The organism is Natrinema soli, assembly GCF_028618695.1.
Genome location: NZ_JAQIVI010000157.1, coordinates 1 through 26,573, shown reverse-complemented (window position 1 = coordinate 26,573; position 26,573 = coordinate 1). Strand labels below are relative to the sequence as shown.

27 protein-coding genes and 1 pseudogene are annotated in these 26,573 nt (G+C 61.6%); 15 read left to right on the top strand and 13 right to left on the bottom strand.

All coding sequences use genetic code 11. The annotated features are described in order from the left end of the window. The coding region (locus PGX04_RS11360) for a DUF7961 family protein (RefSeq protein WP_465263806.1) at positions 1 to 203 on the bottom strand (203 nt) is incomplete at its 3' end. 188 nt (positions 204 to 391) lie between these two features. Between PGX04_RS11360 and PGX04_RS11355 the strand changes: the two genes are divergently transcribed. Further along, the gene (locus PGX04_RS11355; protein ID WP_273738608.1) at positions 392 to 574 is read left to right on the top strand and encodes a zinc finger domain-containing protein; all 183 of its coding nucleotides are present in this window, start codon (positions 392 to 394) and stop codon (positions 572 to 574) included. Positions 575 to 652: 78 nt separating this feature from the next. Here the strand turns inward: PGX04_RS11355 and PGX04_RS11350 are convergent, their stop codons facing one another. Both PGX04_RS11350 and PGX04_RS11345 read right to left on the bottom strand, forming a co-directional pair. After that, positions 653 to 1,684, bottom strand: a complete 1,032-nt coding sequence (locus tag PGX04_RS11350; RefSeq protein WP_273738607.1) for a disk-shape morphogenesis protein volactin — start codon at positions 1,682 to 1,684, stop codon at positions 653 to 655. Between the two features lie 96 nt (positions 1,685 to 1,780). After that, a complete protein-coding gene (locus PGX04_RS11345) occupies positions 1,781 to 2,704 on the bottom strand; it encodes a cell division protein CdpA domain-containing protein (RefSeq protein ID WP_273738606.1) in 924 nt (307 codons plus the stop codon). 318 nt (positions 2,705 to 3,022) lie between these two features. On the opposite strand from PGX04_RS11345, the gene PGX04_RS11340 reads away from it, so the two are divergent. The 7 genes from PGX04_RS11340 to PGX04_RS11310 all read left to right on the top strand — a co-directional run bounded on the left by PGX04_RS11340 (position 3,023) and on the right by PGX04_RS11310 (position 10,905). Further along, positions 3,023 to 3,607 carry a HalX domain-containing protein gene (locus PGX04_RS11340; RefSeq protein WP_273738605.1) on the top strand — a complete coding sequence of 195 codons (585 nt, stop codon included), beginning with the start codon at positions 3,023 to 3,025 and terminating at the stop codon, positions 3,605 to 3,607. A gap of 238 nt (positions 3,608 to 3,845) precedes the next feature. Next, positions 3,846 to 4,895: a diphthamide biosynthesis enzyme Dph2 gene (dph2, locus tag PGX04_RS11335; RefSeq protein WP_273738604.1), complete on the top strand. Its 1,050-nt coding sequence runs from the start codon at positions 3,846 to 3,848 to the stop codon at positions 4,893 to 4,895. A gap of 172 nt (positions 4,896 to 5,067) precedes the next feature. Further along, positions 5,068 to 5,901: an MBL fold metallo-hydrolase gene (locus tag PGX04_RS11330; protein ID WP_273738603.1), complete on the top strand. Its 834-nt coding sequence runs from the start codon at positions 5,068 to 5,070 to the stop codon at positions 5,899 to 5,901. Positions 5,902 to 5,971: 70 nt separating this feature from the next. After that, positions 5,972 to 7,708 (top strand): midas domain-containing protein, encoded by a 1,737-nt coding sequence (locus PGX04_RS11325; protein ID WP_273738602.1) that lies wholly within the window; start codon positions 5,972 to 5,974, stop codon positions 7,706 to 7,708. A gap of 79 nt (positions 7,709 to 7,787) precedes the next feature. Beyond that, positions 7,788 to 8,714 carry a phosphoribosyltransferase HisG-related protein gene (locus PGX04_RS11320; protein ID WP_273738601.1) on the top strand — a complete coding sequence of 309 codons (927 nt, stop codon included), beginning with the start codon at positions 7,788 to 7,790 and terminating at the stop codon, positions 8,712 to 8,714. A 167-nt stretch (positions 8,715 to 8,881) separates the two neighbouring features. After that, complete coding sequence (locus PGX04_RS11315; protein WP_273738600.1) at positions 8,882 to 10,096, top strand: PQQ-binding-like beta-propeller repeat protein; 1,215 nt, start codon at positions 8,882 to 8,884, stop codon at positions 10,094 to 10,096. Beyond that, entirely contained in the window at positions 10,093 to 10,905 is an 813-nt protein-coding gene (locus tag PGX04_RS11310; protein WP_273738599.1) for a hypothetical protein, read from the top strand. The genes PGX04_RS11315 and PGX04_RS11310 overlap by 4 nt, the downstream gene beginning before the upstream one ends. Positions 10,906 to 11,028: 123 nt before the next feature. On the opposite strand, the gene PGX04_RS11305 is transcribed toward PGX04_RS11310, so the two are convergent. The 3 genes from PGX04_RS11305 to PGX04_RS11295 all read right to left on the bottom strand — a co-directional run bounded on the left by PGX04_RS11305 (position 11,029) and on the right by PGX04_RS11295 (position 13,327). After that, positions 11,029 to 11,547, bottom strand: coding sequence for a hypothetical protein (locus tag PGX04_RS11305; RefSeq protein WP_273738598.1), 519 nt, complete (start codon positions 11,545 to 11,547; stop codon positions 11,029 to 11,031). A 345-nt stretch (positions 11,548 to 11,892) separates the two neighbouring features. Beyond that, positions 11,893 to 12,942, bottom strand: coding sequence for a tyrosine-type recombinase/integrase (locus tag PGX04_RS11300; RefSeq protein ID WP_273738597.1), 1,050 nt, complete (start codon positions 12,940 to 12,942; stop codon positions 11,893 to 11,895). Next, on the bottom strand, positions 12,932 to 13,327 hold the full coding sequence (locus tag PGX04_RS11295; RefSeq protein ID WP_273738596.1) for a DUF5805 domain-containing protein: 396 nt from the start codon (positions 13,325 to 13,327) through the stop codon (positions 12,932 to 12,934). The genes PGX04_RS11300 and PGX04_RS11295 overlap by 11 nt, the downstream gene beginning before the upstream one ends. Positions 13,328 to 14,737: 1,410 nt before the next feature. On the opposite strand from PGX04_RS11295, the gene PGX04_RS11290 reads away from it, so the two are divergent. After that, positions 14,738 to 15,064, top strand: coding sequence for a hypothetical protein (locus PGX04_RS11290; RefSeq protein WP_273738594.1), 327 nt, complete (start codon positions 14,738 to 14,740; stop codon positions 15,062 to 15,064). A 253-nt stretch (positions 15,065 to 15,317) separates the two neighbouring features. Here PGX04_RS11290 and PGX04_RS11285 read toward each other — a convergent pair whose 3' ends face one another. Further along, positions 15,318 to 16,367, bottom strand: a complete 1,050-nt coding sequence (locus PGX04_RS11285) for an enolase-like domain-containing protein (RefSeq protein ID WP_273738610.1) — start codon at positions 16,365 to 16,367, stop codon at positions 15,318 to 15,320. Positions 16,368 to 16,498: 131 nt separating this feature from the next. On the opposite strand from PGX04_RS11285, the gene PGX04_RS11280 reads away from it, so the two are divergent. Continuing rightward, a complete protein-coding gene (locus tag PGX04_RS11280; protein ID WP_273738593.1) occupies positions 16,499 to 17,356 on the top strand; it encodes an NmrA/HSCARG family protein in 858 nt (285 codons plus the stop codon). Positions 17,357 to 17,662: 306 nt separating this feature from the next. Here PGX04_RS11280 and PGX04_RS11275 read toward each other — a convergent pair whose 3' ends face one another. Both PGX04_RS11275 and PGX04_RS11270 read right to left on the bottom strand, forming a co-directional pair. Further along, the gene (locus PGX04_RS11275) at positions 17,663 to 18,340 is read right to left on the bottom strand and encodes a CDGSH iron-sulfur domain-containing protein (RefSeq protein WP_273738592.1); all 678 of its coding nucleotides are present in this window, start codon (positions 18,338 to 18,340) and stop codon (positions 17,663 to 17,665) included. Positions 18,341 to 18,551: 211 nt separating this feature from the next. Then, positions 18,552 to 19,715: a low temperature requirement protein A gene (locus PGX04_RS11270; RefSeq protein ID WP_273738591.1), complete on the bottom strand. Its 1,164-nt coding sequence runs from the start codon at positions 19,713 to 19,715 to the stop codon at positions 18,552 to 18,554. A 120-nt stretch (positions 19,716 to 19,835) separates the two neighbouring features. Here PGX04_RS11270 and PGX04_RS11265 point away from each other — a divergent pair, with 120 nt between their 5' ends. The 3 genes and pseudogenes from PGX04_RS11265 to PGX04_RS11255 all read left to right on the top strand — a co-directional run bounded on the left by PGX04_RS11265 (position 19,836) and on the right by PGX04_RS11255 (position 21,028). Further along, positions 19,836 to 20,204 carry a cupin domain-containing protein gene (locus PGX04_RS11265; RefSeq protein ID WP_273738590.1) on the top strand — a complete coding sequence of 123 codons (369 nt, stop codon included), beginning with the start codon at positions 19,836 to 19,838 and terminating at the stop codon, positions 20,202 to 20,204. 72 nt (positions 20,205 to 20,276) lie between these two features. Beyond that, positions 20,277 to 20,522, top strand: a pseudogene (locus tag PGX04_RS11260) (VOC family protein); the annotation flags it as partial. A gap of 83 nt (positions 20,523 to 20,605) precedes the next feature. Next, complete coding sequence (locus tag PGX04_RS11255) at positions 20,606 to 21,028, top strand: CoA-binding protein (RefSeq protein WP_273738588.1); 423 nt, start codon at positions 20,606 to 20,608, stop codon at positions 21,026 to 21,028. A gap of 142 nt (positions 21,029 to 21,170) precedes the next feature. Here PGX04_RS11255 and PGX04_RS11250 read toward each other — a convergent pair whose 3' ends face one another. After that, a complete protein-coding gene (locus PGX04_RS11250) occupies positions 21,171 to 22,769 on the bottom strand; it encodes a PH domain-containing protein (protein WP_273738587.1) in 1,599 nt (532 codons plus the stop codon). After that, positions 22,766 to 23,254: a PH domain-containing protein gene (locus tag PGX04_RS11245; protein WP_273738586.1), complete on the bottom strand. Its 489-nt coding sequence runs from the start codon at positions 23,252 to 23,254 to the stop codon at positions 22,766 to 22,768. Before PGX04_RS11245 ends, PGX04_RS11250 begins: the two co-directional genes overlap by 4 nt. 138 nt (positions 23,255 to 23,392) lie before the next feature. On the opposite strand from PGX04_RS11245, the gene PGX04_RS11240 reads away from it, so the two are divergent. Continuing rightward, a complete protein-coding gene (locus PGX04_RS11240) occupies positions 23,393 to 24,049 on the top strand; it encodes an enoyl-CoA hydratase/isomerase family protein (protein ID WP_273738585.1) in 657 nt (218 codons plus the stop codon). Positions 24,050 to 24,160: 111 nt separating this feature from the next. On the opposite strand, the gene PGX04_RS11235 is transcribed toward PGX04_RS11240, so the two are convergent. Continuing rightward, positions 24,161 to 24,394, bottom strand: a complete 234-nt coding sequence (locus PGX04_RS11235) for an HVO_2901 family zinc finger protein (RefSeq protein WP_273738584.1) — start codon at positions 24,392 to 24,394, stop codon at positions 24,161 to 24,163. 298 nt (positions 24,395 to 24,692) lie between these two features. On the opposite strand from PGX04_RS11235, the gene PGX04_RS11230 reads away from it, so the two are divergent. Continuing rightward, a complete protein-coding gene (locus PGX04_RS11230; RefSeq protein ID WP_273738583.1) occupies positions 24,693 to 25,769 on the top strand; it encodes a hemolysin family protein in 1,077 nt (358 codons plus the stop codon). 70 nt (positions 25,770 to 25,839) lie between these two features. On the opposite strand, the gene PGX04_RS11225 is transcribed toward PGX04_RS11230, so the two are convergent. Beyond that, positions 25,840 to 26,573: lyase family protein (locus PGX04_RS11225; RefSeq protein ID WP_273738582.1), on the bottom strand; the 734-nt coding region annotated here is incomplete at its 5' end.

Genomic DNA, 26,573 nt, shown 5'->3' with positions numbered 1-26,573 from the left:
GTCGCGAGCGAACAGTCCTCGTCGAAACACGCCGCGACGGTCAACTCGGCGGGAACCAGCCCGTCCGCGGTCAGCTCGCGCTTGAGATCACGGAGGTATTCGGGGGCGGTCGACTCGAGCGCAGTCGCCTCGAGGGCGACGGGAGTGGCATCGGCCGGCTGACACCGGTCGATCGCGGACTCGGGTGACGATGTCGTACTCATTGTCCGACCATACATGGCTTGCATACAAAAAGGTTGTTGAATACGTGGTAGTAATACAAGCGTTCCAATGTGTTACCGAACGCGACGACGTCGTTCTCGTCGGCGAGCGATCCGTCTCGGGAGCGCGAACGGTACGGTTTCACGACAGTTTCGAATAGAGTTAAGGACATCCCGTGGAAGTTACAGGTATGGACGAGTGTCCACGGTGTGGGGGGGCCATCGAAGAACTCTCGCTCGACGACGTGTCGACGATCTCGTGTTCCCGGTGTGGGTTCGCAGACATCCCCGTCGAGCACCAACCGACCGGGGAGGACGTCGAGTCTTGGCGAGACGCGTTTAATCGATTCTACGAGGAGTCGGCCGACACCTGAACGCGAGCCGTCGTTTCGCGGTGCTCGAGGCCGAACGAATACCACTCCAGAAAAATCGCGATCCGCAGAACCGACAGGTTACTCGTTTGCGGCCGCCGCTTCGGCGTCCTCTGCTTCCTCTTCGTGGTCGACGTCCTCGTCGGAGCGAGCCGCGACGAGGCCACCGCGTGCCACGCTGTACAGCGGTTCGTTCGCGTGCGTGACGCCGCTGATCGAGAACGGAATGTTCGCCTCGTCCAGGTGATCGCGGAACAGCGCCTCGAAGCCGCTGGGACTCGAGGTGCCGCCGGTGACGACGACGGGCACGTCCAGCCCCTCTTCGACGTCTTCTTCGTCGACTTCGCTGACGATGTTCTCGATGACGTAGTCCAGCAGGTTCTCGTAGTAAATCGAGAGCGCGCCCTCGACGCCGCCGACGTCGGTGGTGAAGTCGAGTTCGAAGTCGTCTTCCTTGATGGAGGTGACCTTGTCGACGGGTGTGCCCGTCGCGCGGGCGGCCTGCTCGTCGACCCAGTCGCCGCCGCGGGCGACGGAGAACTTCATGACCGGCACCGCGTAGTAGGAGAGACAGACGTTCGTCATCCCGGCACCGAACGAGATGCCGAGGCCGGTGAAGTTGTTGTCCGCGAGTTCGCTGTAGATGACGGACATCCCCTCGTTGATCGGTTCGGAGTCGTAGCCCATGTCGTCGAGGAAGGACTCGATCGTCTTCTGATGGTAGAGCGTCGAGAGGTCGGAGTCGATCGGATCCGCCGGGGACGAGAAGTAGAGCTTCTCGTCCGGATAGGCGGGCTCGCCGACGACCTGCTCGATGATGAGCTTCATCATCGGGATCGCGCTCTGTTCGTCGTTCGAGAGGATCCCGTGTTTCATCGGCCGGCGGGTCTCCTTGTTGAAGATGTTCGCGAAGTTAAGCGCATCGTCGCCGACGACGTAGACCTTGTCGTCTTTGCGAATGTGGAGGACTTCGCTTCGTGAGAGCATCTGCTCGGCCATATCCGAGTACTCGATCTCTACGAAGGAGTTACGCTGTTGCACGAAAACCGTGTCGTTCCCATCCTGCTGTGCTGACAGGATGTTCATCGTTCCGACGTCTAGGCCTTTAGCCATGTCTTGGGAAGACCACTGACGGATTATAAATCTATGTGCGAAACTTTCGAAACTGATACTACGAGAAAAGACGCTACCTCTTTCCGTAGCCCCGTCTTAATTCCGTTTTACCAGGTTTCGGAAGCGATCGAGCAGGTTCGAGAACGGTTTCGTCACCGTCGTGACGGCGCCGTCGTCGTCGGCCGTCGCCAACTCTTCGGCCCGCTGTTGCTCCCGAAGCTCTTTGAGTTTCGCCGTCTGGTCGTCGACGGTCGAACTCGAGGTGGTCTCTTTCGTTTCGCCCCCTTTCAGGCCCTTGAGACCGTCGACCTGCGCGTCGACGCCCGTCGATCGGGTGGTCGTGGTGCCGGCGTCGGAATCGATGCTGACGTCGTCGAGGGTGTCGCTCGAGAAGTTCAGACGCTTGTGTTCGGTCTTCTGGACGCCGCCCCACGAGAGTTCGACGCCCTCCATCGCATCGTCGATGTCCCGTTGAATCTCCGCGTCGGTCAGCTCCGACTCGTCGTCATCGGTCTCCTCGTCAGTCACCACCGCTTCCGCTTGCTGTGCCATATCGAGGTAGTGGGCGATCAGTGCCGCCCCCGTCGAGGCGGTAATGCCGGCGAGGCCGACGGCGTACACTGCGACGACCTGAACGGTGTAATCGGCCCCGTAGCCGTTCCAGTCCTTCGGATAGACGAAGAGGAAACCGGCGACCGCGGCGACGGTGATCGCCACGCCGCCGATCGACGCGTACAACATCCGCCGTTCCGACGGAAGGAGCGTAACGATCCCGAGCATTACGACCGGGAGCGCCATCATCGCGAGCGCGTACGCGGGACCCACCCACGCGAAGTATCCCGCGGAACGTGCCTCGAACGCGTTACCCCAGAGGAAGAGCAACAGCGCGACGACTGCCAGTCCGATGCCGCCCAGGAATAACCCGAATCCGACGTAGACGTCAGTTCGATCTTCCGGTTCACCGATGTATCGACGATAGAGGTCGAAGAGATACCCGTCTGGGACCTGTTCCGCTGCCATTAACCCACCGTTTACACTCCAGTACTATGACTGTTGGGACGGGAAACGAACCGATGCGCTGACCGGCGGAGATCGTCACTCTGACCGGAATGAACGGACCCGTCCGGACGACGGGGGTCCTGATCGAAACCGGGTTGGGCGCCCGATCGAGACCGATTCGACCGTCCGACCGAAGCGTTGCGATCGAGTGGGCCGGGACGACGATCAACTTCGCCGGAGACGGATCCGACGATTTGATCGGGGCATAACGTGTAAATAACAGTTAATTTACCCATAGTTTCATATCGGTCGGGTCGTGAGGTACCACCATCTCAAATTATGGCTGGTGACACGAACACCGTCCTCGTCGCGGACGACGATCCGACCGTCGTCAGGAAGCTGCGATCGTGGCTCGCCGACGAGTATCGGGTCGAGACGACGACGGACGGCGATGAAACGCTCTCGATCTTCGAAGACGCCGACGCAGTGCTGGTCGGCCACGATCTTCGGACCGATTCCGGAACCGTCGTCGCAGCCGAGATCGGATGCCGGATGACGGCACAGACGATGGCGGTCCTGTGCGACGATCAGGAGGTCAGCCCGTTTCCCGCAGTCGGCGCCGCGCTCGAGAAACCCGTCGAAAACGCGGCGCTGCTCGAGACCGTCGACCGACTCGTCCGTCGAGCCCGGTACGAGGATCTCGTCGCGGAATGTGCGACGCTCGCCGCCGAGCGCGGCGCGCTTGAATCGCGTGGCGACATCGCGAACGAGGAGTACGAGACGCTTCAGCGCCGACTCGACGAGGTGTTCGCGGAGCTGGACGAACTGGTTAAAACGTTCGATAGCGACGACTTTCGAGCCGCCTTCGCGACGTGTGAGTTCGGCTCCCCCGCCCAGCCACAGTCTGCGAGCGAGCGTCCCTGATCGGGAATCACTTCTAGTAGCCACTGAAACGATTTACACACTGATCGCAACGCTATCGCGCGATCAGGTGGGCAGTGAAATGCTATCGTGCGGTCAGGTGGACAGTGACTTTCAGTAGCTACTATACCGAACCGCGGACGGCTCGTTGACAGAACCGACTCGTTCGCCGTTCAGCACGCCGTTTTCGTGCGCGTCGGACAGCGTGGAGTATATACGTTCGTGGCCGTTAGGACGGTCAATGAGTCAGGAGTCGGAGTATACCGAGGGGGACCTCCGAAACACGGGGATGAGCCTCAAGCACGATCGCGAGTGGGACTACGAACTCGAGGAGATCATCGAGGCGATCGAGGAACGTGACGCGAAAAAGGTCGGGTTGCAGTTCCCCGAGGGGCTGAAGCGACGCGGGCCGGCCGTCGCCGACGACCTTCGTGCGCTGGCCGACGACGACGTGACGTTCATGCTCTCGGGACAGCCCTGTTACGGCGCCTGCGATCTCGATACGTATCTGATGAAGCGGACCGACGTGTTCGTCCACTTCGGACACTCGCCGATGAAGGACACTGACAAGGTGATCTACGTCCCGCTGTTCTCGAACGTCGAAGTCACGCCGATCATGGAGGAATCGCTGGACACCCTCGAGCCGCCCGAGGAGACCGAGGGCGTCGGCCTCGTCACGACGGCCCAGCACATGAACCGGTACGAGGAGATGACGGCGTTTCTCGAGGAGCGCGGCTACGAGGTTCAGAGCCGTCGCGGCGACGAGCGGCTGACCAACGAGGGGCAGGTGCTCGGGTGCAATTACGCGAGCGCTGACGTGCCCGCGGAACAAGTCCTCTACGTCGGCGGCGGCAAGTTCCACCCGCTCGGGCTGGCGATGGAACACCCGGACAAACACGTCGTCATCGCGGATCCGGTCAACAACGTCGTCACCGTGGCGGACACGGAGAAGTTCATGAAACAGCGCTACGGCGCGATTCATCGCGCGATGGACGCCGAGAAGTGGGGCGTCATCTTCTGTACGAAGATCGGACAGGGGCGCTGGGAGATAGCGCAGGAGATCATCGACGACAACGATAACGCCTACCTCATCACGATGGACGAAGTGACCCCGGACCGCTTGCGGAATTTCGACATGGACGCGTTCGTCAACACCGGCTGCCCGCGGATCACGACGGACGACGGCCCGCAGTTCCACAAACCGATGCTCACTCCGGGCGAGTATCGGATCGCTGTCGGCGACGAACCGCTCGATAGCCTCTCGTTCGACACGTTCCACGGTACCTGGTAGCGGCATCAAACGCTCGGCTCGCGGCGCGAGGGCTGCCGCCCGCAGCTTTCGCGAGGGACTGTGAACGGTCCGTTCGCACCCTCGCATTTCTCGAGTCCTCTCACGCGCCGTCCTCGTCGACCCGTCAGCGCAGACGGCAACACTTACCCTGTCGGTCCTCACATCCTCGCATATGATTCAGAGCGACTGGGGAGACTGGCTCGTTCGCGACGTCGAGGAGGCGAACCCGACGGGCGTTGCGATCTGGTATCTCGGCTGTAACGGATTTATCGTCAAAGGCAGCGAGGGAACGACGATCTACATCGACCCGTACCTCGGACTGGGCGATCCGCCGCGGACGGTCCGCATGATCCCCGTGCCGTTCGATCCGGCTGCCGTCGACGAGGCCGACGTGGTCCTCGCGACGCACGAACACACCGACCACGTCCACGGCCCGAGCCAGGCTCCGATTCTCGCGAACACCGGCGCGACCTTCTACGCGCCCGACGACAGCATCGCGGTCGCCCGCGAGGATGAGTCCTGGACGGACGAGTGGGACGTGACGAACGATCAGCTGATCGAGGTCGCCGAAGGCGAGGCGCTCGAGATCGGGGAATTCACGGTTCACGTCGAGGGTGCGAACGATCCGGACGCGACCCACCCCGTGAGCTACGTGTTCGAACACGACGCCGGGACCTTCTTCCACGGCGGCGACACGAAACCGACCGACGACTTCGAGCGGGTCGGCGACGAGTACGACATCGATCTCGCGGCGCTCGCGTTCGGCACCGTCGGACGGATTCCCGACAAGCAGACCCGCGAGCCGAAGCGAACCCGCTGGTACAACGACGAGAATCAGATCGTCGAGTGTGCCGCCGCACTCGAGACCGAGCGGCTCCTGCCGAGTCACTGGGACATGTGGAAGGGGCTCACCGCCGATCCGACGGCGCTACACCACCACGCGGCGAGCTTCGACCATCCCCGGCGACTCGAGGTCGTCGAGATCGGGGACCGGGTCGACCTGTAGGCCCCATCGCGAATCGGCTCCCAGACTGTCCGCACGTTTTATAGTAATGGTATGGTAACGTTGGTCTCATATGAGCGGCACCGCCGACACGGACGACGCAATCGACGTCAGCGCAGACGGGATCTCCGTCCGGAAGACGTTTACAGCGGACGAGTTCCCGGTTCCCGCGATCCGGTTCGAGATCGAATCGGACCGCGACGACCCGGTCACGTTTCAGCTCTCCGAGGACATCCCCGAATCGTTCCCGATGGACAAAGTCGGATTCCACCCCGACTATCACAGCGACGACTGGACGGCCTATCAGGACAACCACGTCGAATTCACCGGCGCGCTCGAGTCCGACGACCAGCTCGTGACGGTCTACGGTATCCAACTCGACGACGAGAGCCGGGCCGCTGAGTTCCTCACGGAGCCGTCGGTCGTCGAACTCGATGCCGACGATGACGACGACCGCTCGACCGCCGACGAGGTGGACGACGAGGTTATCAGCAACATCGTATCCGAGGATCGCAATCAGGCCGTCAAGGACATGATCGCCGGCGACTCGGACACCGTTCCGGGGCTCGAGGGCGACGAGAACCCGGACGATGCGGCCGCGGCCGACGAGGCGGACGCCGATCCAGCGTCGGATTCGGCCCTCGAGGCTGACGCGACCGCGGATGCACCGGCGGACGAATCCGCGGCGCTCGAGGATGAGTCGGCGGAACTCGATCTCGATCTGGGAGACGTCGATCCCGATCCGGAGCCGGTCGACGTCGAAGCGGACGACGGGGACGACGAGACGCCCGACATCGATCTCGGCTTCGAGGAGGAAGAGATTCCGGGGCCCGAGGGCGATGACGGAAGCGAGGCGGACGACGAACCGTCCGTCGAGGACGATGATGCGGACGAACCGGAGATCGAACTCGATCTCGAGGCCGACGCGGCGATCGCGCCTGACGGGCCAGCCGACGAATCCGAGGACGACCACGCTTCGGAGACGGACGTGACGATCGAGACGGACGTTGACGAGGCAACCGCCGTGGACGAACCGACCGACGGCGACGCCGAACCGATGGCAACGGACGACGAGTCGACTGCGACGGTCGACGACGAGGAGTCCGTGACCGACACCGCAGCCGCGGGCGACTCGGTCGAGACGGACAGCGAACCCGAGGAGGCAGCCGAACCGGCGGCCGAAGCTCCGAACGCCGGACCCGAATTCGGCGGGTCGATTGTGGCACAGCTCGCGGCCGAAATTCGTGACGGCACGGTCGACGAGGACGAACTCGAGACCATCCGATCCGAACTCGATCTCGAGCCCTCGGGTCCCGACATCGCGAAAGTCGAACACCTCCAGACTCGCGTCGAGGAGGTCACCGCCTACACCGACGCGCTCGAGACGTTCCTCGAGGAGAACGGCACCGGTGCACAGCTCATCGAGGAGCTCCAGACCGATCTCGAGGGGCTCGAGGACGACCTCGCATCGATGGACGATCGGCTCGCCGGGACGGACTCGCGAGTCGACGAACTCGACGACGACGTCGCGGACCTCACCGACTGGAACGCCGATCTCGAGGCGGACATCGGCGGCGTCGCGGACGACGTCGACGAACTCGACGATACCGTGGGCGATCTGACGGACGACGTCGAGGAGATCGACACCGACGTCGCCGAACTCGAAGACGATCTCGAAGGGGCCGAAAGCGAGATCGAGCGCGTCGAAGACGACCTCGAGACGGTCGCGGACGACCTCGAAGACGTGCAAGCGGACGTCACGGACATCCAGGAGTGGCGCGACCAGCTCGGCTCGATGTTCTCGGACTGAGTGCGGACCGCGACGGCATCGGGCCATCACTGTTCCTGAAACACAACTCGTTTATCTATCGCCAGTAGAGAGTCGGTCGATGGGCGAGACGATACCGATCGCTGTGCCACGAAAGGGGCGACCGCTCGAGTCGGTGCTCGACCGGATCGCAGGTCGCCTCGACGTTCCCGCGCTCGCGGACGACATCACGTCGACGCTCCGCCACGAAAAGGCGGTCACGAAGGACGCCGTCGATCCCGAGGTGGAGGACGTCTACCATCGTCTCGCCGACTACAGCACCGTCGACGATCCGACCGAACCCGAGTACACGCTGCTACGGGACGACCGCGCCGGAAAGCCGCGGCGGATCGTCTTCGACAGCGTCACGATCCCGATCGCGGACGTCGAGGGCGCATCCGACGACGCGGCGATCCAGCTCGTGGGTCGCGAGGAGCCGTTCCGCTCGCTTCGGACCCACGAGTTTGCCCTCGGCTTCGACAGCGCCGATCTCGTCCTCGAGGAGGTCGTCGAGCTGCGACCGGAGCCGCTCGACAGGATCGCAGACGTGAACGCTCGAATCGATCCCTCCGACACTGACGTCCAGGTCGTCACCGGGCTCGGCGACACCGTCTACCACACACTGTTGGCCACGCCCGATGTCGTCCCGTCCGCCGAATCGGTCGATCGGGACTTCCTCGAGAGCTACGAGGGTCCGCTCTGTATCGAGCCCAGATACGAACGGCTCGTCCAGGCCGTGCTCGGAACGCGAACGCTCGACGGCGTCGAATTCCGCTACCCCGAAGAGGGCCGCGAGGAGGAGGCGGCCATCGCCGACGCGGGCCTCGGCGTCTACCTGACCGTCACCGGCTCGACCGCCCGCGACTACGGTCTCCTGCTCGGCGAGCAACTGTTCCCGAGCGAAACGGTGTTGCTCGAGAACGCGGCGGAGACAACCGAGACGGTCGAACTCGTTCGCTCGCTGCTGGACGGGGCCGACCTCGAGACGGAACTCGCGGTCGGTCAGTAGCGTCCGGAGAAGGAGGACGCTTAGCCGCCTCGTTTTGCGACGGTCCGAGAGTACCGTCTCGCTTTCGTTGTCTGGTCGAGCGGGCCGACTGAAACCGCTCCGATCCGTCCGTCTTTTCGGCCGTATATCGTCAAGAATTATACACCCAGCGCCGAACGCTCATCGTAATGGTCCCCTCTAGACGTCGATTTCTCGGAGCGGCCGGACTCACCGTCGCCGGTTCGGTCGCTGGCACGGTCGGTACCAGCGGCACGGAATCCGGTTCCACGTCCAGATACGACTGGCCGATGAGCCGGTACGACCCCGCTGGAACGGGCCACAATCCCGCGGCGGCCGGACCGAAAGACGATGTCAAAATCGCTTGGGCACACGATACGACCGGCTGGTTCCGTGGGACGGCCCCACCAATTCGCCGGGGCGACACGATATACGCGGCGGGGAACGGTCTGCTCGCGCTGAACGGCGACACCGGGGCGCGGCAGTTCGGCCACCCCGGCCCGTATCAGTCGAGCCTCGCCCGTGCCCGACCGTCCGTCTACGAAACCGCCACGCTCGCGGTGACTGCACCGTCCGGCGTCTTCGGAGTGAACGCGGGCGGAGGAATCGATCTTCCAGTGCTGAACCGATCCGTCGGCACCGAGCGATGGGCGGGACCGCAGTCCCCCGGTCCCGGCTTCTTCGGTCCTGCCGACCCGGCGACTCCGGTCGCTGCCGACGGGACGATCTATACCGCGATCCCCGGAACGAATTCGATCGCGGCCCTCGACCCGGACGACGGTCGGATCCTGTGGCGCAGCACTTACGAGGACGACAAGGTGAGTGCCGCATTCAATAGGCCCGCCGTGATGGACGGGATCGTCTTCGTGACGAACTGGCCCCGGCAGGTGACCGCGTACGACGCCGAGACGGGAGCAAAACGCTGGCAGCGCAAACTCGACGAACAAACGGTTCTCGCACCGGTAGCGACCGAGGCGGGACTCGTCGTCCCGACTCGCAACGATATCCGGTTGCTCGACGCTACCAGCGGGGATCGTCTGTGGATACGGACCCACGACGGGAACATCACCGAGAGCGCACCGGCAGTAGCCGACGGGATCGTTTTCCTCGCCGATGAACAGGGGTCGATGCACGCACGCGACCTCGAGACGGGCGAGTCGCTGTGGACGACGCCGTTCGATGGGTCGACGTCGCCGGTCGTGGCCGACGGCGTCGTGTATGCGGTCCGATCGGGATTCTCGCTGGTCGCGATCGATGCCGCGTCCGGCGAGAAACGGTTCGAATACCGACCGTCACAGGTCCCGCTCTCGCCACCGATCGTCGGTGACGGCGTTCTCTACGCTGTCAATCGAGAACGGGTCATCGCCCTGGAGGAAGCAACATGACGGTCGAACCAGGCGACGATCCGACCGCCGAGCCGTCGACGTTGGCGACACTGCCCGGAGCACGGACCGTCGCCGTCCTGCGAGCAACGAGCGCACGTATCCGCCGCGATCCGGTACTCGTCGTCCCGTTCGTGGTCGCCGGGTTGCTCGTCGCGCTCACCGACCGGCTTCGTCAGTGGGATCCCATCCCAGCAACGACGCCGGACTCGTTCGGACAGACGATCAGCGTTCAGTATTCGGTATTCCCGCGGGGAATCCCCCGAACGATCAGACGCATCGGTGCGTTCATCGACCTCGAATTACCGTTTCTCGTCGGCGCTGTCGCCCTCGAGTTGGTCGTCGTACTGGCGATCGGTATCGCCGGATGGGTGACGATTACACGCGCTCTGAACGCCGAGCGACGTCTCGATTCGCTCGCTCGGTATCTCGGACTCCTGTCGGTTACCGCGCTCCTCCCCCGTTTGTTCGGGTCTCCTACCCTCGAGATCGGAAGCCTACCCCTCGGCGTGCTGGCAATCGTCGTCGCCGCCCTCGTCGGAATTCACCTCTTCCTCTTCCCCGGCTATGTGGCCGCCGGCGAGTCGTTTGCAACGGCGCTCCAGCGGAGCGTTCGGGACCCTCGAGGACGGCGGTCGGCCGTTTTCTGGCTCATTGTCCTTTTCGGCTTCGCAGCCTGGGGACTCGCACAGGTCCCGGTTGCGGGCGGCTTCCTGAGTACCGCCGTCGTAGCACCCGTACAAGCCGTCTCGATCGCCGTTCTGATCGGTGACGCGGGGAGCGCGGTGACGGCCAGTCGGCACGGCGATTAAGCTGCTGGGTGGGCACCATTGGCCCTTGTACACTGCGACCGTTCGAGGATCGGTCGAAATCGAGGGTCGAGCAGTTCGGATACGGTCTCAACGTCGAACCCTGATTCGCGCCGGCCGATTCGATCAGGAAAGCAGCAACTCGAGGCTGGATGCACAGGTTGAGGAACCGCCGGTACCGTCTTCCGCGATCGACAGGCTGTGTTCCTGTTGTCGTTCGGTGCACGTCTCGATATCAGTGTGGACGTGCGTTTCATTGTCGCCGAGGTCTTCGACGAGGTAGACCGTGACGTTGCCCGGCGTCCATCCACCGATCGTCGTCGTCACCTCGTCACCCGCCTCGACGGTGACCTGTTGCGTCGGGACGCCGTCGTCGACCAGCGTCACGTTCCGGAACCCCTCCGGCCAGACCAACTGGGAGAGCGTCGCGAGCCGTCGGTCGCCGTCTTCAGCGGTAACCGCGAAGTTCATGAGCAGCGCCGTCTGTCTGTTCTCGGCGGTGTACGCCGTCACTCGGTACGTCGTATTGTCTTCGTTTTCGACTGTCAGCGTCGGCGGAGCGTCGATCACCGCACCGGCGGCGACGGAGAGTCCGCTAAGAAGGACCAGGCCGGCGAGGAGGGCGGTCGTTCGTCGAGGGGCCATACTGGGTCTCGTGTCGGCAGTACTGAAATAATCTCCTCATCTCGGTCCCGGTACCGGCCGCCCGGATACCGTGGATACGAGCCGATACCGCCGAAAAACGGTTATCGCTTTCTCGACGAGAATGGCGGGATAAAATTCTGCCCCCCAGCCAAATCGATATAGCAGTATGAAGTTTACTTGGTCGACCAGAGACTGAATAGTTGAGTATGGTTGTAGTAATTATTTACAAATGGTGCCAACTCCTGCTGCAAGAAGGCTAAAAGAGCATCGTTCGGAGGCCCACAAACAACGCGAGACAGGCATTGAGAACGCCTTTTGCTAGCATCCAAATACCGACACGACGAATCAGCGTCCGGTCACGGAATAGATACAGTCGAGATAGGTCTCACGGACGCGATCGCCCCAGTTGTGGGTGTAGGTATCGATCACGTCGCCGGCGACGTCGCCGCGGAGGTACTGGACGATCCCCCGATCACCGGTTCGGTCCCGGAGATGCGTGGTGAAGAAGTGCCGGAAGTAGTGTGGCGTGACGTTCTCCTGGGTGCCGCCGCCGGTCCGGTACCAGCCGTACGCTCGAGCGTGCTTCTCGACGATATAGCGGACGTCCGACGGTGTCAGCCGTTCGCCCCAGGACGAGCCGGTATCGAGGAAGAGCGGCCGTGCCGACGAGATCGCGTCGGGGCGGATGGCCAGCCACTCGAGCAACGCCGCTCGAAGCTCGTCGTCGACGGGGACGACCGTATCTCGCTTTCGCTTGTTCGAGGCCGTCCGTTCCTCGCCGTTGACGGTCGTTCCGCGGGCCGGCTCGGAGGAGACGAATACCGACGAGGGTCGCCGCTCGAGGCCGACGCGCGGTTCCCACTCGAGGTCGAGTTCCGATAGCTCGAGGTGCAGATCCCGCAGATCGAGGTTACAGCACTCGCCGACACGCATCCCCGTCTTGAGGAGGGTGACGATGACGGCCCGCTCGAGGGGATGGGCGATCGTTCCGACGAACGACCGCATTTCGCCCACCGAGACGTCGCGTCTCGTCGGGTTCGTATCGATCGACTCGGACATCTCTTCCATGACGAGCGCCATCGGATTGTCGTCGAAGGCACCGACGCGAGTCATGTAGTCGTAGAATCGGTTGAGATAGGACGCATACGACGCGATCGTGCTGTCTTCGAACTCGCCGCGTAGCGAGTGAATCCAGGCCATACACTCTCGACGTTGGGCGTCCCCGACCGCCTCGACGTCGAATCGATCGGCGAGAAACGTCTCGAACCGGTGGAGCACCCGCTCGTAGGCCTCGAGCGTCCGTTCGCTCTTGCCGTGATAGCGCTGGTCGTCGAGGAAGTACGCGATCGGTTCCGTCACGTCTGCCGGCGCGTCGCCGGTGGGTTCAGTCGCCATCGCCACCACCGTCGACGGTCGTGTATCCCCCGTGGCGTCCGCTGTATCGAATCCGATTGTTCGATTGCAGCTCCTCGAGCGTCTCGTCCAGTCGCGACTCGATGTCATCGGAGACCGCCTCGAGCAGTTCGTCCCACGAATACGTGTCAGCAGAGAGGAGTTTGAGGACCTGTGTTTCGAGGGCGTTACCCCCAGGGTCTGGGTCCGGAGAGTCGGGTTCCGCAGAACCGGATTCGAACCCCTTTCGTCCCGCCTGAACCATCGTTCGGACGAACTCGCTCTGGCTCATATCGAGGTCGTCGGCGTGAGATTGCCACTCCGATTTCTGGTAGGTCGGGACGTAGGTCTTGACAGATGCTCGAGAGGTGTCTCCTGAATCGCTCATACGCCATCCATCAAATACGATGATCTTCAATCTACCTATTATTCGAGCTAAGTATATTTATCTCCGATGGCATACCCTTCATTGCGCCAAATATAGTCCTATGATCCAAGATTTAATTATAGAAGGCGACACAGATTCGGATATTAGATTGTCGAAAATGGCCCCTTCATTTCATATATAGATACCCAGAGGTTGGAATGACGAGTTGAGGTGGTGCCCGAATTAGTGTGGTCAATTTGTCCCGTTCGGCCCGCGACCGATTTCGATTCGTCACTGACGGCGACCTGCAGTCACTGACTGGCCTCTCGATAGAGGTGGACGATACCGCTCGAGCGGAGATCATCGATCGGTCTCCACTCCGACGGCCATCGAATTAACGAGAGCCGTTCCGGGCGGAACGAGTTCGATTCGATGACTCTCTCGAGGGGGCCACTGTTGACGGCTGAATTTCGATGGGCGTTATCGAATCATCGATCCCTTCCATGAGACTGGCAACTATAGCAATGTCGGGGATCGTCCCTCGAACCAGACCGCTTCGATGGGACTCACTCGCTGGTGCGAGACGGGATGCGAAGTCGGTGTCGGTGGGCTTGCGTTTGACGTCTCTCATCGACCGATGTCGGCGTCGCAGACGACACCGTCTCGTGACTCGGCCTGGCAACGATCCGTCTCCTTCGCAGTCGGCTCGGCGAGCACCCATCTCCGTGTGTCTACTTCCATGGTACCTGCGAACCGAGAGTCATCCCGGCCTCAGCATGCCAGTCACTACTCCGACGATGGATCTCTTGCCAGAGAACGTATCGTCGTACTTCAGTGGACGTGATCGACTCGGATCGTCTCAGAACGCGTCTGAGAGCGTTTTCGTTGGAGTCCCGTTGGGTCCAGTGAACTCGCCCCGCCAGTGTTACACCGCCCAGCTCTCGACGTGTCCGGGGTTGTATCGGCCGACAGATCGGAATCTTCAACGCACATAGCGTGTGTTTCTCACCCAGTATCTTGAGGCGAGCAGTGTTGGATCTCGAACTCATAAATTTTATATTGCTATACGGATCTGCTGGGGACCCCGCCAATCACAGTTGCTTTGGAATGAGGTAGTTGACGCCGAGATTCGAGAGTGACTGAAACACTCGAAACAAGTCGATTCGAGTCGAACGCGTCGCCCGCGTCGCCGACGAACTCGGTCGCCAGGTCGCCACCCCCGCGCAAGCATCTGAAGTCAGGCAAGTTGATTTATCATGCATGGTTAGTGATGGAATCAACAGCAGCGACTGAATTTCGCAAGTGGATATGCATGACGAATCCACCTACCCGACCTCAGATTATATCATATCCGTGTGTCTATCCACCGCGACGCACGGTATCACACCTTGCTCCCGTTTATCCGTCCGAAGCGCCGATGTTCACACGAGAATGTACCAGAGCAACGATCGTCCTGAGCGGTGCCCGAACTGTACGTCCGGGGAATCGACCGTTCCAATCGTCACAATCAACGGAACAACGCTATGGGAATGCATCGACGACTCCTGTGCAGGGGAACGGTGGCGTACCGAGACCACCCACGAGGGAGTGCGCGAGAACCCCGACCCGGCAACCATTGAAAAACTCCTGAACGGTGCGGCGGAGTTCCGGGACGAGGAAACGCTCCAAGGGATAGCCGACGACATCACACGCCTCTACCGCACCCCGCGAACGGCGGACGACAGGTCGAACGCCGAACGCGTCCCCTCTCCCCGATAACGGTAACACAATCATCCTTCCTGAGTGTACCTTCAACCCTCAATTTAGGTGTTAGCGGCGGTTTTACTGTAACACTGAAATTAGTTAGACGATTTTATCATGTGTATCTATCTACAAAATTCAATCTGTCCAGAATTCGGCTAGGTGGTTTTCTCATGCACGTATAATGCTGAAACAATCACCGTCTCCATTTCTCAAGTGTCCGTGCATGACTAATCGACCTCCCATGTTTTTCGGACGGCGGGAGTGTTCGCTACTTCCAGGAGAGACCCCGAGAAGTCAGCGGCGGCGCAAGCGGACTGGTCGGGAGATCGCCACTCGGGTTCGGATCGTTGTACGCCTTCGGAGCGACGTCGTTCGGAGCGTCCGGATAGAACAGCGACGCGATCGTGTGGAGGTGTTCGCGACCGACGTCGAGTTCGAACTGCCCGCCACCGAACATCTGGATGTCGTGGGTCCGACAGTAGTCGATGGTATCGAACAACGACTGAACTGAACCGAACCTGGAGGGTTTGATGTTGAGCCACTCCGGTTCCCACGGGAGTTCTTCGACCGTCTCGACACTGCGGATGGGGTAATCCCACGTCACGCGACCTTCGTGTCCCTCGAATATGGGTCGTGTCTCGTCGTTCAATGCCGGATCCTCGATGAGCGCATCCGGGAAGCCCTTGATGACTCGTTCATAGAGGTCGGGATCAGCAGGCTGGTCGACAGTCGTTCCGTGATACTGACCCTTCAGATCGAGCGTCCAAATGGCGTCAGTCGCGGCCAACCGATCGACGACGTCGTCCGTCCAGTCGGCGGTGGGATCAAGTTTGAACTCCAGATCGGGGTTCTGGTCGAGCCAGTCGATGATACGGTCGCCAGTCGGCGGATCACCGAGACGCGTACTGACGACGAATCGCACTGGGTCGTACTCCCGGACGAGTTTATCGGCGAGAGCTGTATCGGCTTGTTTCAGTGCAAGATCCAGCGCTGCGCTCTCGAACGCCCACCGGCGATAGTTCCGGAAGATGGATTGCCCCGGCTCGTCCCCGAGGAAGAAATCGGTCTCGGAGAGTTGTGCGGAGAACTCGTCGAGCGTGTACTCTCCTGTGAGGAGGAATTCCACTGACGACTCCTGAAGTGTGATGTGATCCTCGTTGTCGTAGGTGACGTCCTCGCCCTGCCCGGTTTCACCGTCGCCGTGCAACGAGACGACGGTCGTTGCTCGAGTGAAGCCGCTAGATGTGTCCCGTTCGTGCAGCTCGAGGTCGTACCCGTCGACGTGGAGTTCGAGATCAGCGACCTGGTCGTAGAGCACCATCAGACCACACTACCACGTCGCGTCATTAAAGCGTGTGACTAACAGTCACCGAATCTGGTAACGGACGTACCACCTGCTTGTGTGTGGGTCTCCAGTACAGCAAAGAGCCTCGGCACTCAAGCGGTACTATGTCCACACGCGTGCTCGTCGTCGGTGCAACTGGCAACCAAGGCGGAGCAGTCGTCGACGGATTGCTCGCAGCGGATGACGACTTCTCCGTGTACGGCCTCACCCGTGACGCGACGAGCGAGAAGGCTCGAGCACTCGCGGATCGCGGTGTCACGGTCGTCGAGGGCGATCTCAACGATACCGAGAGCCTCCGGAATGCGGTGGCTGATGTCGATGCCGTGTTCGCCGTCACGAACTACTTCATCGCCGGCTTCGAGGGCGAAATCGAGCAGGGAACGAATCTCGCCGAGGTTGCCGCTGAGAGCGACGTCGACCACTTCGTCTACAGTTCGGTCGGTGGGGCTGACCGCACTGACGAGATCGAACACTTCATCTCGAAGTATCGCGTCGAACAACGGATCGCCGATATGGAACTGCCGACGACGGTTCTCCGACCCGTGTACTTCACGTACAACTTCGAAGGAATGCGCGACGACATTCGGAGCGGAACGCTTGCAATGCCCCTGAACGAGGGCGTGAGTTTGCAACTGCTCGATGTCGCTGACTACGGTGACGTCGTCGCTCGCGTCTTCGCGTCGCCCGACGAGTACGTCGGCGAGACCATCGAAGTCGGGGGTGACGAGCAGACTCTCGAGGAGATGGCCGGAACGTTCACGGACGTACTTGGGAGCGACGTTGAGCCGGTCCACGTTCCACTCGAGGACGCGCGAGAACGCCAGCCCGAGGATCTCGTGAAGATGTACGAATGGTTCAATTCGGGGGGTTATACGGCCGATATCGACGGTCTCGAATCTAAATTCGAGATACAGTTCAACTCGCTCGCCACGTATCTCCGGAATCACGGGTGGGGGAGTTAAACTACCCTCTACTCGCTTATCCTCTCAGAGCCGAATGTGCTGTCGCGACTATAGTCGCCACGGAACGTCACTGCACAGCCGATCGCACGGCGGGAGCGCGGTTCGGAGCGATGCGCGGTTCGGAGCGAGGCGCGGTTCGGAGCGAGGCGCGGTTCGGAGCGAACAGAGTGAGCGAGAACCGCGGGAATGCGAACGGTGAGTGAAACGAGCCGTGAGCGAACACAGTGAGCGAGAACCGCGGACTATGCGATCGGCGTGTGAGTCGTTTCAGCCATTACTATAAGAAATCCAATGCTGTACGGCGATTCACCGCGGCCTCCCCGACTGATCGTCGCTGGAAAAGGCAATATCGCTGTGTGTTCCATCACAGAACGGTTTGTTTTCAGACCCACCACACCGACAGAGTGCGGCCGAGGAATCTCGAGTAGTCTCCGTCTCGTCCGCGTATCGGATTTCGAATTGGCCCTGGATTTGGACCGGCCCGTCAGGCATCGGGATGACCGTTAGTACTCCGTCGTTGTCTTCAGTTTGCGTGTCCGACTCGGCGGTCGCCTTCGTCCCGGCTGCCTCGAAATCCACGTCGACGTGACTGTTGTCACAGAGCGGTTTGTTTTCCGACGCACCACATCGGCACAGCGCAACGCGTGTATCCTCGAGTAACGTCGTGCCGTCCTGGGTCACGATTTCGATAGCACCACGGAGATACAGCGGCCCGTCAGGCCAGACCGTGATGACGTTCGTCTCCGGTACTGGTTCTTCGGGTCCGCCATCCGTCCGGTCGAACTGCAACGCACCAGTGGGACACTCCATAACGACGTCCGCCACGTCGTCAACGTCTGCGTTGTCAGGGTCGATCCACGGCCGTTTGTCGGGATCGAACACCGCTGGAAGCCCCTGAACGCATTCTCTGGCGTGGATACACCGGTTTACGTCGTAGCTCACCTCGATCTGGTCGCCGGAATAGGAGTGGCTATCTTCGTCCATAGTGAGTCGCTCGCTGATTACGTATGGATCAACCGCGCCACTCGATGTCAATGTTGTTGACGGAGAGTAGCAGATTCAGAACCAGCGGACAGTCAGGGCCATCGTATCGATGGGACTACATCACGGTTCCGTACCCACTTCACAATAGAAGCGGGCAATCAACGAAGAGTCTCGGATGTCGTTCTAACGGTTCTCGCAGTCTTGATCCCGCTCAGCCGGTGCGGAATCTGCTCCGGTAGTCGTTCTCCATCGTCTCGTACGCTGCAAGTCCGGTGAACAACAGTGTAATAGCTCCCAGGGCAACAATGGCGGGAATCCGCACCGCTACCGGGATCAATACGAGTGCGACAGCTGTCACGACGAGCCGTTCGAGGCTAATGTTCCCGTGGTCACGATATCGGAACGCATTATGTCCGATCAGATAGAGGGCGCCACCCCCACAGAGAGCGACGGCAGCGATTGTGCCGAGCGGTTCGCCGACGTGGGCGAGCGTCTGCTCGATTCCGAGCGCGATGAAGATGATGCTCCCGACCATCAGGAGGTGGATGTAGCTGTACGAATCGCGCGCCAGCCGGGATTGTTCGTGGCCGCTGGTCGAAGCGAGTGTGTGCTCTGCGGCGAGGACGACGTAGTCGAAGTAGAGCCACCAGAGCGTACTGACGAGTGCGATTCCGAATAGGGCTGCAAGGACGATCTCGGTATCGAGTGGTACCCCTTCCGCTCCGACGCCGATCGCGACGAGCGATTCGCCCAGTGCGACGATGAGGACGAGCCGATGCCGTTCGACGAAGTGTCCCGCGTTGACGTGAAACCCCTCGACACCGCGAACGAACACGATGCCGTAATCGACCGCGAGTGCCACTGCCCAGAGAATTCCTTGGATCGGGCCATCGAAGAAACCGGCAACGGCGAGTAGTGCCGGACCACCCAGGAATCCAGGTGCTGCTCGCAGCACTGCGTCGTGCGTTTCGGGTGGGGTGGCAACGGCATAGAGACCGACATGCAGCAACCGGACGACGAAGTACGCGATCCCGAAGAGTACGGCATCCCCTCCGAACGCCCTCGGGACGGCGAGTCCCACGATGAGCATCGCCGCCATCGCAGTCAGAATCACTAGCCGTGCTGGGAGCCGCTCCTCAGCAGGAACCGCTCCAGTGAGCCACGAATATGTGACCCACGCCCACCACAGGGCAGCGAGCAACGCCGCACCGCGTGCCATACCGGTCCACGTTTGATGCTGGACGAGAAATCCAGTAACCTGCGTAAACGCGAAGACGAACACGAGATCGAAAAATAGCTCTAACGGGGTGACGTCCTGAACGTGTCCGACGGCATCATCGTCCGATTTACTCCCCGACGATTCGTTCGCACCCATCTACTCCAGCATGTGCGGTATGGCGACTTCAAAACTCGGTATCGTCTTCTCTCCGGCAGAAGAACTAACGCTCCATAGCACGACTTCTTCGGCGCGGGTTCCGAGCTGGGAGACACCACAATGACTGATCCTAACACAGAAGCATACCACCCGTTCATCGAAACGGGAGGAGCAGACGAACACATCGTCCTCGAAGATTGTGAGATCGACGCGCGGACTCACGACTCGGACAAGGCCAGTGAACTCCACACGCACGACGAAACGCATATCATCTTCATCCGGACTGGGGAGATGCATTGGGAAGTCGGCGATGAGGAGTTCCATGCCACGCCCGGGGACACAATCGTCACGCCACCTACCACTGAGCACAAATTCGAGGTTATCGGGGACAAACCATCGAAGACGTTGTGTTTGATCGCTCCCGCTCGCAGAGTCGAGGATCAGGGCCCATCTGGCACACACGAAATCACCAAACCTGACGATATTTGATGGGCGCGATCGAACACATTCACAGTTGCTGATCACTCGCTGACGGGCTCGCCACCCGTCAGGAGATTGTCGCCGCTTACACCACACCAATCTGCCGCACTCGTCATTCCTCCCAGATCTATTGAGTACTGGCTGGACCGACTCACCGCGCATGGTGTGGACGTCGACGGACCGATCGAACGGTTCGACGAGACTGACCGCAGGTTTTCCGACCCCGACGGAACTCAGATCGAAGTCGTGACCGGCGAGTCATCGGTCGAACCGTGGGACGACGGACCGGTTCCAGTGCAACATGTGATTCGCGGTATTCATGGCGTCGGTGTGTCACTTGCGGAATCTAACCAATAGTATTGAGCGGGACTCTGCGACACGCTGATTGTCCCCACTCCAGTAGTTCGCGTATGCCGATCGAAGATTCCGACGAACTCCGACGAGTTCTCGGATATAATCGCGTCGCAGTCGTCGGGGCATCGACGTCGTACGAGAAGGCGGCACACATCGTGCCGGCGTATCTTCAGCGTCACGGCTACGAAATCATTCCTATCAATCCAAATTCGGACGAGATATTCGGAAAACGGACGTACGATTCGCTGGCCGATGTTGCAGAGCCCATCGATATTGTCGAGATCTTTCGGCCGAGCGAGGAAGTCCCGGAAATTGTAGAACAGGCGATAGCTCGGAGTGACGTGAAGGGAGTCTGGATGCAGCTGGGGATACGGAACGATACGGCTGCCCAATCGGCAGAAGCGGCTGGGTTAGACGTGGTTCAAGACCGCTGCATGAAGGTCGAACATGGCCAGCTGATTCGACACCCTATGGACTGACCGGAGCGTATCACTAACGGCGCCTTAGTGTTCTTCGATTACCCTGATCTGCGGTAGTCGGATTCACTAGTGATGATGGTAACGTGTCTATCTACTCATGAGATCTGGAACTGTCGTTCAGAAGGACCAGACTGTGGTCGGCTCAAATCACATCGTCTTCGTCGACTGACGACTCGTCGTCCGTCGATTCCGCGGCGTCCCGAAACCGCCGGTCGCCCGAGCGCTGTCGTTTCCGACTCCGGAGTCGCTCCTGCAGTCGCTCCTCGATCGTCGCCTGCAACTCGAGACCCCGCTCGGTGTCGATGTCGTGGGCCGTCGCGGCCCGGCCGAAGAACGAGGCGGAACTCGCGGTGTCGGCAGTCACGCTGGCGAGACGACGGCGGCGCTGGAAGATCGTCGCCTCGTGGAGAATTGCCTGCACCCGATAGTAGGGAACGATCTTCGTCGTTCGGCGCCAGAATCCCGTCCGCGTGAGGACGTACCGATCGCCGACGCGGTAGCCCCGGTTCGACCACTTCAGGTGGGCGGCGAACGGAACGAACACGGCGAGAACGGCGAGGACGTACCACTGGCGAACGACCGCAGTGTACCGCGCCACCGCGTATGCGCTTCCGACGAACGCGGCGACCACGAGCAGGTACCGGACCACGTACCGTTCTCGAGCGCGACGCGGCGGCGACTCGAGGTCGATCGGACCGAAAGGTTCGATCGCGCGTGCGAGCGCGGCCACGCGGTCGGCGTCGGCGAGCGGAATCGCGGATTCCGTCCCGCGGGAGCCGGATTGACCGGGCGCGTACCCGGCCGTCTCGACGCCCAACGCGGCGTAGCCGAACCACCGGAAGGGGATCGACTCCGAGATCGTCAGCGTCTGGACCTTCTCGAGGGGAATCGTCCCGCTGTAGCGCTGGAGGAGGCCCCGTTCGTAGTAGAGTTCGTCGTCGACGCGAGTGAGCCGGAAGCCGTAGTAGCGGGTGAACGTGAGGATCGCGCTGACGATCCAGGCCGCGAGTACGAAGAGCAGGAGTCCCCATGCGAGGAGGAATATACCCGTCTCGGGGCCCGGAAGCCCGGCAATTCGGTCAGTCGGGAGCAACGTTTCCGGATCGAATCCGCTGGCGAACGAGAGCGCGATACCGCCCAGCACGCTGGCACCGGGATCGATGGTGAAGATGCTCAAGATTGCGAGTTCGCGGGGTTCGATCTCGAACAGGAGTTCTTCGTCCTCAGTCGACTCCGTCACGGACCGGCTCGTCTCTGCCGTGCCCTCGAGCGCCGCCTCGTCGTCCGCTTCGCCCGTCTCGGCGCTCGCGCCGCGTCGCAGTTGCCGCCTGAGATGACGGGCTTCCGTCTCGTCGACGTACCGGAGGCTGACCTCGGTCTCGCCGCCGCCAGCGGTTTCGATGTGGACGGTGGCGATACCGAGGAGCCGGACGATCACGTTCTGTCTGATATCGACGTTCTGGACCCGCCCGAGGGGGAGTTCGCGGTCCCGGCGCGAGATCACCCCGGAGGTGACGTCGAACGTGTCTTCGGTGAGTTCGTACCGGAATCGCTGGTAGTAGGCGAACTCGTAGGCGATCCCGGTAACGACTCCGAACAGGACGAGGCCGAACACCGAGAGCAGCTCCATCCCGCTTCCGCCGGGCGAGACGACGACGCCGACGACGAAGAAGACGAAGCCGGTGTTGAGACTGCGCGAGAGCGATCGGACGGCGACCGACATCGGGTGGAGTTTCCTCATACGGCGTCTTCACCCTCGCTCTCGATCGCGAGCCGGCGCAGCGACTCCTGAAGTTCCTCGGCGCGTGCCGGCGTCAGACCGGGGATCGCGACGTCGGAACTCCGCGAGCCGGCCGTGTACACCACCACCGTCGCGAGGCCCACGGTTCGCTCGAGCGGTGAGCGCCGGGAGTCGACGTGCTGGACCCGGACGTACGGGACGACCGTCTTGGTTCGCGTGAAGACGCCGCGTTCGATGTAGAGGTCGTCGTCCCGGAGGTCGAACCGCCAGACGCCGTATCGCAGCCAGGCGACGACTATCCGCAGAACGGCGACCGAGACGGCGACCGCGACGGCGGCCGGGACGAGTGCTGCCGGCGCTTCGGTCCAGAGATCGGTGCGGGAAATAGCGATCGTCCCGCCAACGATGATCCCGCCGAAAATCGCGGCTCGAACGATCGCGAGAACGAGCCAGACGCCTCGCACTCGCGGGGTGAGCCGTTCCATACGTATCGTCACGGAACAATCGTGATTAAAGGGTGGGAAAGCGGCGGCGATTCGCGGCCCGTGAGAGGCCGACTGGTCGGGGTCGCGTTCAGTTCGATCACCCACGAATTTATGCGGGGCGCACGGGTGGAGAGTGGCATGGCAACAGCCGACCTCGTTCAAGTGGATCGATCCGACGGGATCGCCACCGTCCGATTGAATCGTCCGGACAAGCTCAACGCAGTCACCCTCGAACTCCTCTCCGAGCTACGCGACGCCCTCGTCGGACTGCCGGAGGAGGCGGTGGACGGGCTCATCGTCGCCGGCAACGGCCCGGCGACTTGTGCCGGAATGGACAGGGAGATCGTCGCCGACGAGGAGTACGACGAGAAGTACGCGGACGAGATCGACGGCCTGAACGACGAGATCTACGGCTTCCTCACCTCGTGTCCGTATCCGACGGCCGTGGCGGCCCACGGGGCGCTCGTCGGCATCGGCTTCATCCTCTCGCTGCGCTGTGACTTCCTCGTCCTCGGCGAGGAGACCACGCTGTCGCTGCCCGAAGTGCAGTTCGGGATCGCCGCGACGCACGCGATCGCACCCCTCGAGCGGATCGTCGGAACCAGAGCCGCGAAAGAGATCGCCCTCACCGGCGACGCGATCGATCCCGACCGAGCCCGCGAACTGGGGCTGGCGAACAGGGTCGTCGCCGAGGACGACGTCGAAGATGCCGCCCGCGAACTCGTCGGCGGGATCGCCGAACACGAGTCGACTGTCGTCCGCGAATTGAAATCGGCCACGTCCGTTCCCGAGTGAGCCGACGCATCGAACGAGTTTCGACGGCAGAGACGCGACCCGGTGAACCAACGTTTCACCGATCGCTCGAGAGAGCGAGTCTGCTGTGGCTGCGAGAAGCGGATCGCGAGCTCAGTGGGCCGTCGTCCGGACGTCCTCGACGCGATAAAGATCCTCCTGGAGCCCGTCGCCGTCACAGTCCTCGTTCGGACACTCGTAGTGCCAGCCGTCCTGCGTCGCCGTCCCCTCTCGGAACCGCTCGCCGCATACCTGACAGAAGAGTTGTGCCTTTTTGCACGTATCTCGGTGTAACTCGAGGGCGAGCTCGGTCTGGAACGACTGGTTGCAGTTGCGACAGGTGTGCATATTTCGTCAGACGTGAGCATCAGCTAAAACTGCTTGGTTATTTTATTCCGCCGTATTCCGAGATGATTCGGCGTCATTGTCTCGATTTACCGCAGACAGATCGGGAATAAAGAACGGATAGAGTTCGTGTTTACTCGCGTTCGAGTATTCGGCACGCTGGTAGATGGCCATACCCGTGTTCCGTGTGAACATGCAGCTTCAAACTATGTTCGCTCGCTGGTAGATCGGTCGAAAAACCCGGTTTCGTTCGGTTCGGTCTCCCTACTAATTTGTGTGCGGTGATCAAACGATATCCGTAATGGATCCACTCGTCATCGCCGGTCGACTGATCGCGGGCGTGTTGCTGATCCTGGCGAACGCCTTCTTCGTGGCTATCGAGTTCGCGCTGACGCGCGCGCGGCAGTTCACCGAGGAGGAGTTCGTCGGCGGGAATCCCAAACTCGAGCGAGCGTGGGAGATGACGGACGACCTCGAACTCTATCTCACGACGTGTCAGGTGGGGATCACCGCCTCGAGCATCGCCGTCGGAATCGTCGCCGAGCCGGCGCTGGCGGCCATCTTCGAACCGTTGTTCGCGAACACCGCACTGGCAGCAATCGGAAGTGGGGCGATCCTCGCCTTCCTCATCATCAACCTCGTTCACCTGACCCACGGGGAGCAGACGCCGACGTATCTCGGCGTCGAGCGGTCGCGGATGGTCTGTCGATACGGTGCCGAGCCGCTGTACTGGTTCCACTGGATCATTTCGCCGATCATCACGCTCGGCGACGGCATCGCGAAACTGACGCTCAAACTCTTCGGGATCGAGATGACCGGCGCGTGGCTCGAGACCGAGGAGGACGTCATCGAGTCCCGAGCGGATCTCCGGAACCGGCTCGGCTCGATCCTCGAGGAGGGTGACCTTCCGGAGGAGCGCCGCGAAGAGGTGTTGAACGCGTTCAACATCGGCGATCAGTCGGTCCGAGAGGTGATGGTGCCGCCCGAGGAGATCGTCGCGCTGTCGACCGAAGACGATACCGAGGAAAACTTCCGGAAGATGGAGGAGCGACCGCAGACGCGGTATCCGCTCGTCGGCGAGGAACTGACTGACTTCCGCGGAATCGTCTACACGCCGGTTTTCGTCAGACACCGCGAGGAGTTAGCCGAGGGAGATATCGACTTCGCCGAGCTAGCGGCGCCACCGATGACGCTCTCCCCCGACGTGGACGTCAGCGATGCGGTCGACCAATTTCAGGCCGAGAATCAGGAACTCGCGCTAGTGATCGAAGACGGGGAGATCGTCGGGCTGGTGACCGTGACCGATTTGCTCGAGGCGGTGATGGGCGACATCGAGGATCCACTCGACGAGGGGCGAATCGATCCGGTCGATCGCTGATCGTCGCGGACGGCCGGAACGAGACGCAGCGCACTCGCCAGCGAACTGAAAAACGTTCAGATCAGCCGCTTCAGTCGTCCTGTCCGAGAATGCCGCGCTCGGTCATCTTCCGGGGGTCGAGCACCTCGTCGGCCTCTTCTTCGGTGAGATACCCCTTCTCGAGGACGACGTCGCGAACGGTCTTGTCCTCCTTGAGCGCGGTCTTGGCGACCTCGCTGGCCTTGTCGTAGCCGATGTGGACGTTCAGCGAGGTGGCCATCGCCATCGACTGCTCGACTCGCGACTCGCAGTAGGCCTCGTTGGCCTCGAGCTTGCGGACGAACCGTTCGCCGAACACCTGGCTCGCGTTCGAGATGAGTTCGGCCGACTCGAGGAAGTTGTGCGCCAGCACGGGCTTGTAGAGGTTGAGGTCGATCTGGCCCTCCGCCGCGCCGGCGGAGACGGCCGCGTCGTTGCCGACGACCTGCTTGTGGACCTGGTTGACGGCCTCGGCGACGACGGGGTTGATCTTGCCGGGCATGATCGAGGAGCCGGGCTGGTTCTCGGGCTGTTCGATCTCGCCGAGTCCGTTACGCGGACCCGAAGCAAGTAGTCGAAGATCGTTGGCGATCTTGTTCAGCGAGCCCGCGACCGTTCGCAGCGCGCCGTGGGCCTCGCTCATCGCGTCGTGGGCGGCCTGGGCCTCGAAGTGGTTGTCGGCCTCGCGGAACTGGACGCCGGTCTCCTTCGTGATGTACTCCGCGGCGCGGCCGGGGAACTCCTCGTGGGTGTTCAGGCCCGTGCCGGTCGCGGTCCCGCCGAGCG

Bases quoted from the DNA above. Each gene is read 5' to 3' on its own strand.
- PGX04_RS11355 (WP_273738608.1), top strand. From the start codon at position 392: ATGGACGAGTGTCCACGGTGTGGGGGGGCCATCGAAGAACTCTCGCTC.
- PGX04_RS11350 (WP_273738607.1), bottom strand. From the start codon at position 1,684: ATGGCTAAAGGCCTAGACGTCGGAACGATGAACATCCTGTCAGCACAG.
- PGX04_RS11345 (WP_273738606.1), bottom strand. From the start codon at position 2,704: ATGGCAGCGGAACAGGTCCCAGACGGGTATCTCTTCGACCTCTATCGT.
- PGX04_RS11340 (WP_273738605.1), top strand. From the start codon at position 3,023: ATGGCTGGTGACACGAACACCGTCCTCGTCGCGGACGACGATCCGACC.
- dph2 (WP_273738604.1), top strand. From the start codon at position 3,846: ATGAGTCAGGAGTCGGAGTATACCGAGGGGGACCTCCGAAACACGGGG.
- PGX04_RS11330 (WP_273738603.1), top strand. From the start codon at position 5,068: ATGATTCAGAGCGACTGGGGAGACTGGCTCGTTCGCGACGTCGAGGAG.
- PGX04_RS11325 (WP_273738602.1), top strand. From the start codon at position 5,972: ATGAGCGGCACCGCCGACACGGACGACGCAATCGACGTCAGCGCAGAC.
- PGX04_RS11320 (WP_273738601.1), top strand. From the start codon at position 7,788: ATGGGCGAGACGATACCGATCGCTGTGCCACGAAAGGGGCGACCGCTC.
- PGX04_RS11315 (WP_273738600.1), top strand. From the start codon at position 8,882: ATGGTCCCCTCTAGACGTCGATTTCTCGGAGCGGCCGGACTCACCGTC.
- PGX04_RS11310 (WP_273738599.1), top strand. From the start codon at position 10,093: ATGACGGTCGAACCAGGCGACGATCCGACCGCCGAGCCGTCGACGTTG.
- PGX04_RS11305 (WP_273738598.1), bottom strand. From the start codon at position 11,547: ATGGCCCCTCGACGAACGACCGCCCTCCTCGCCGGCCTGGTCCTTCTT.
- PGX04_RS11300 (WP_273738597.1), bottom strand. From the start codon at position 12,942: ATGGCGACTGAACCCACCGGCGACGCGCCGGCAGACGTGACGGAACCG.
- PGX04_RS11295 (WP_273738596.1), bottom strand. From the start codon at position 13,327: ATGAGCGATTCAGGAGACACCTCTCGAGCATCTGTCAAGACCTACGTC.
- PGX04_RS11290 (WP_273738594.1), top strand. From the start codon at position 14,738: ATGTACCAGAGCAACGATCGTCCTGAGCGGTGCCCGAACTGTACGTCC.
- PGX04_RS11280 (WP_273738593.1), top strand. From the start codon at position 16,499: ATGTCCACACGCGTGCTCGTCGTCGGTGCAACTGGCAACCAAGGCGGA.
- PGX04_RS11275 (WP_273738592.1), bottom strand. From the start codon at position 18,340: ATGGACGAAGATAGCCACTCCTATTCCGGCGACCAGATCGAGGTGAGC.
- PGX04_RS11270 (WP_273738591.1), bottom strand. From the start codon at position 19,715: ATGGGTGCGAACGAATCGTCGGGGAGTAAATCGGACGATGATGCCGTC.
- PGX04_RS11265 (WP_273738590.1), top strand. From the start codon at position 19,836: ATGACTGATCCTAACACAGAAGCATACCACCCGTTCATCGAAACGGGA.
- PGX04_RS11255 (WP_273738588.1), top strand. From the start codon at position 20,606: ATGCCGATCGAAGATTCCGACGAACTCCGACGAGTTCTCGGATATAAT.
- PGX04_RS11250 (WP_273738587.1), bottom strand. From the start codon at position 22,769: ATGAGGAAACTCCACCCGATGTCGGTCGCCGTCCGATCGCTCTCGCGC.
- PGX04_RS11245 (WP_273738586.1), bottom strand. From the start codon at position 23,254: ATGGAACGGCTCACCCCGCGAGTGCGAGGCGTCTGGCTCGTTCTCGCG.
- PGX04_RS11240 (WP_273738585.1), top strand. From the start codon at position 23,393: ATGGCAACAGCCGACCTCGTTCAAGTGGATCGATCCGACGGGATCGCC.
- PGX04_RS11235 (WP_273738584.1), bottom strand. From the start codon at position 24,394: ATGCACACCTGTCGCAACTGCAACCAGTCGTTCCAGACCGAGCTCGCC.
- PGX04_RS11230 (WP_273738583.1), top strand. From the start codon at position 24,693: ATGGATCCACTCGTCATCGCCGGTCGACTGATCGCGGGCGTGTTGCTG.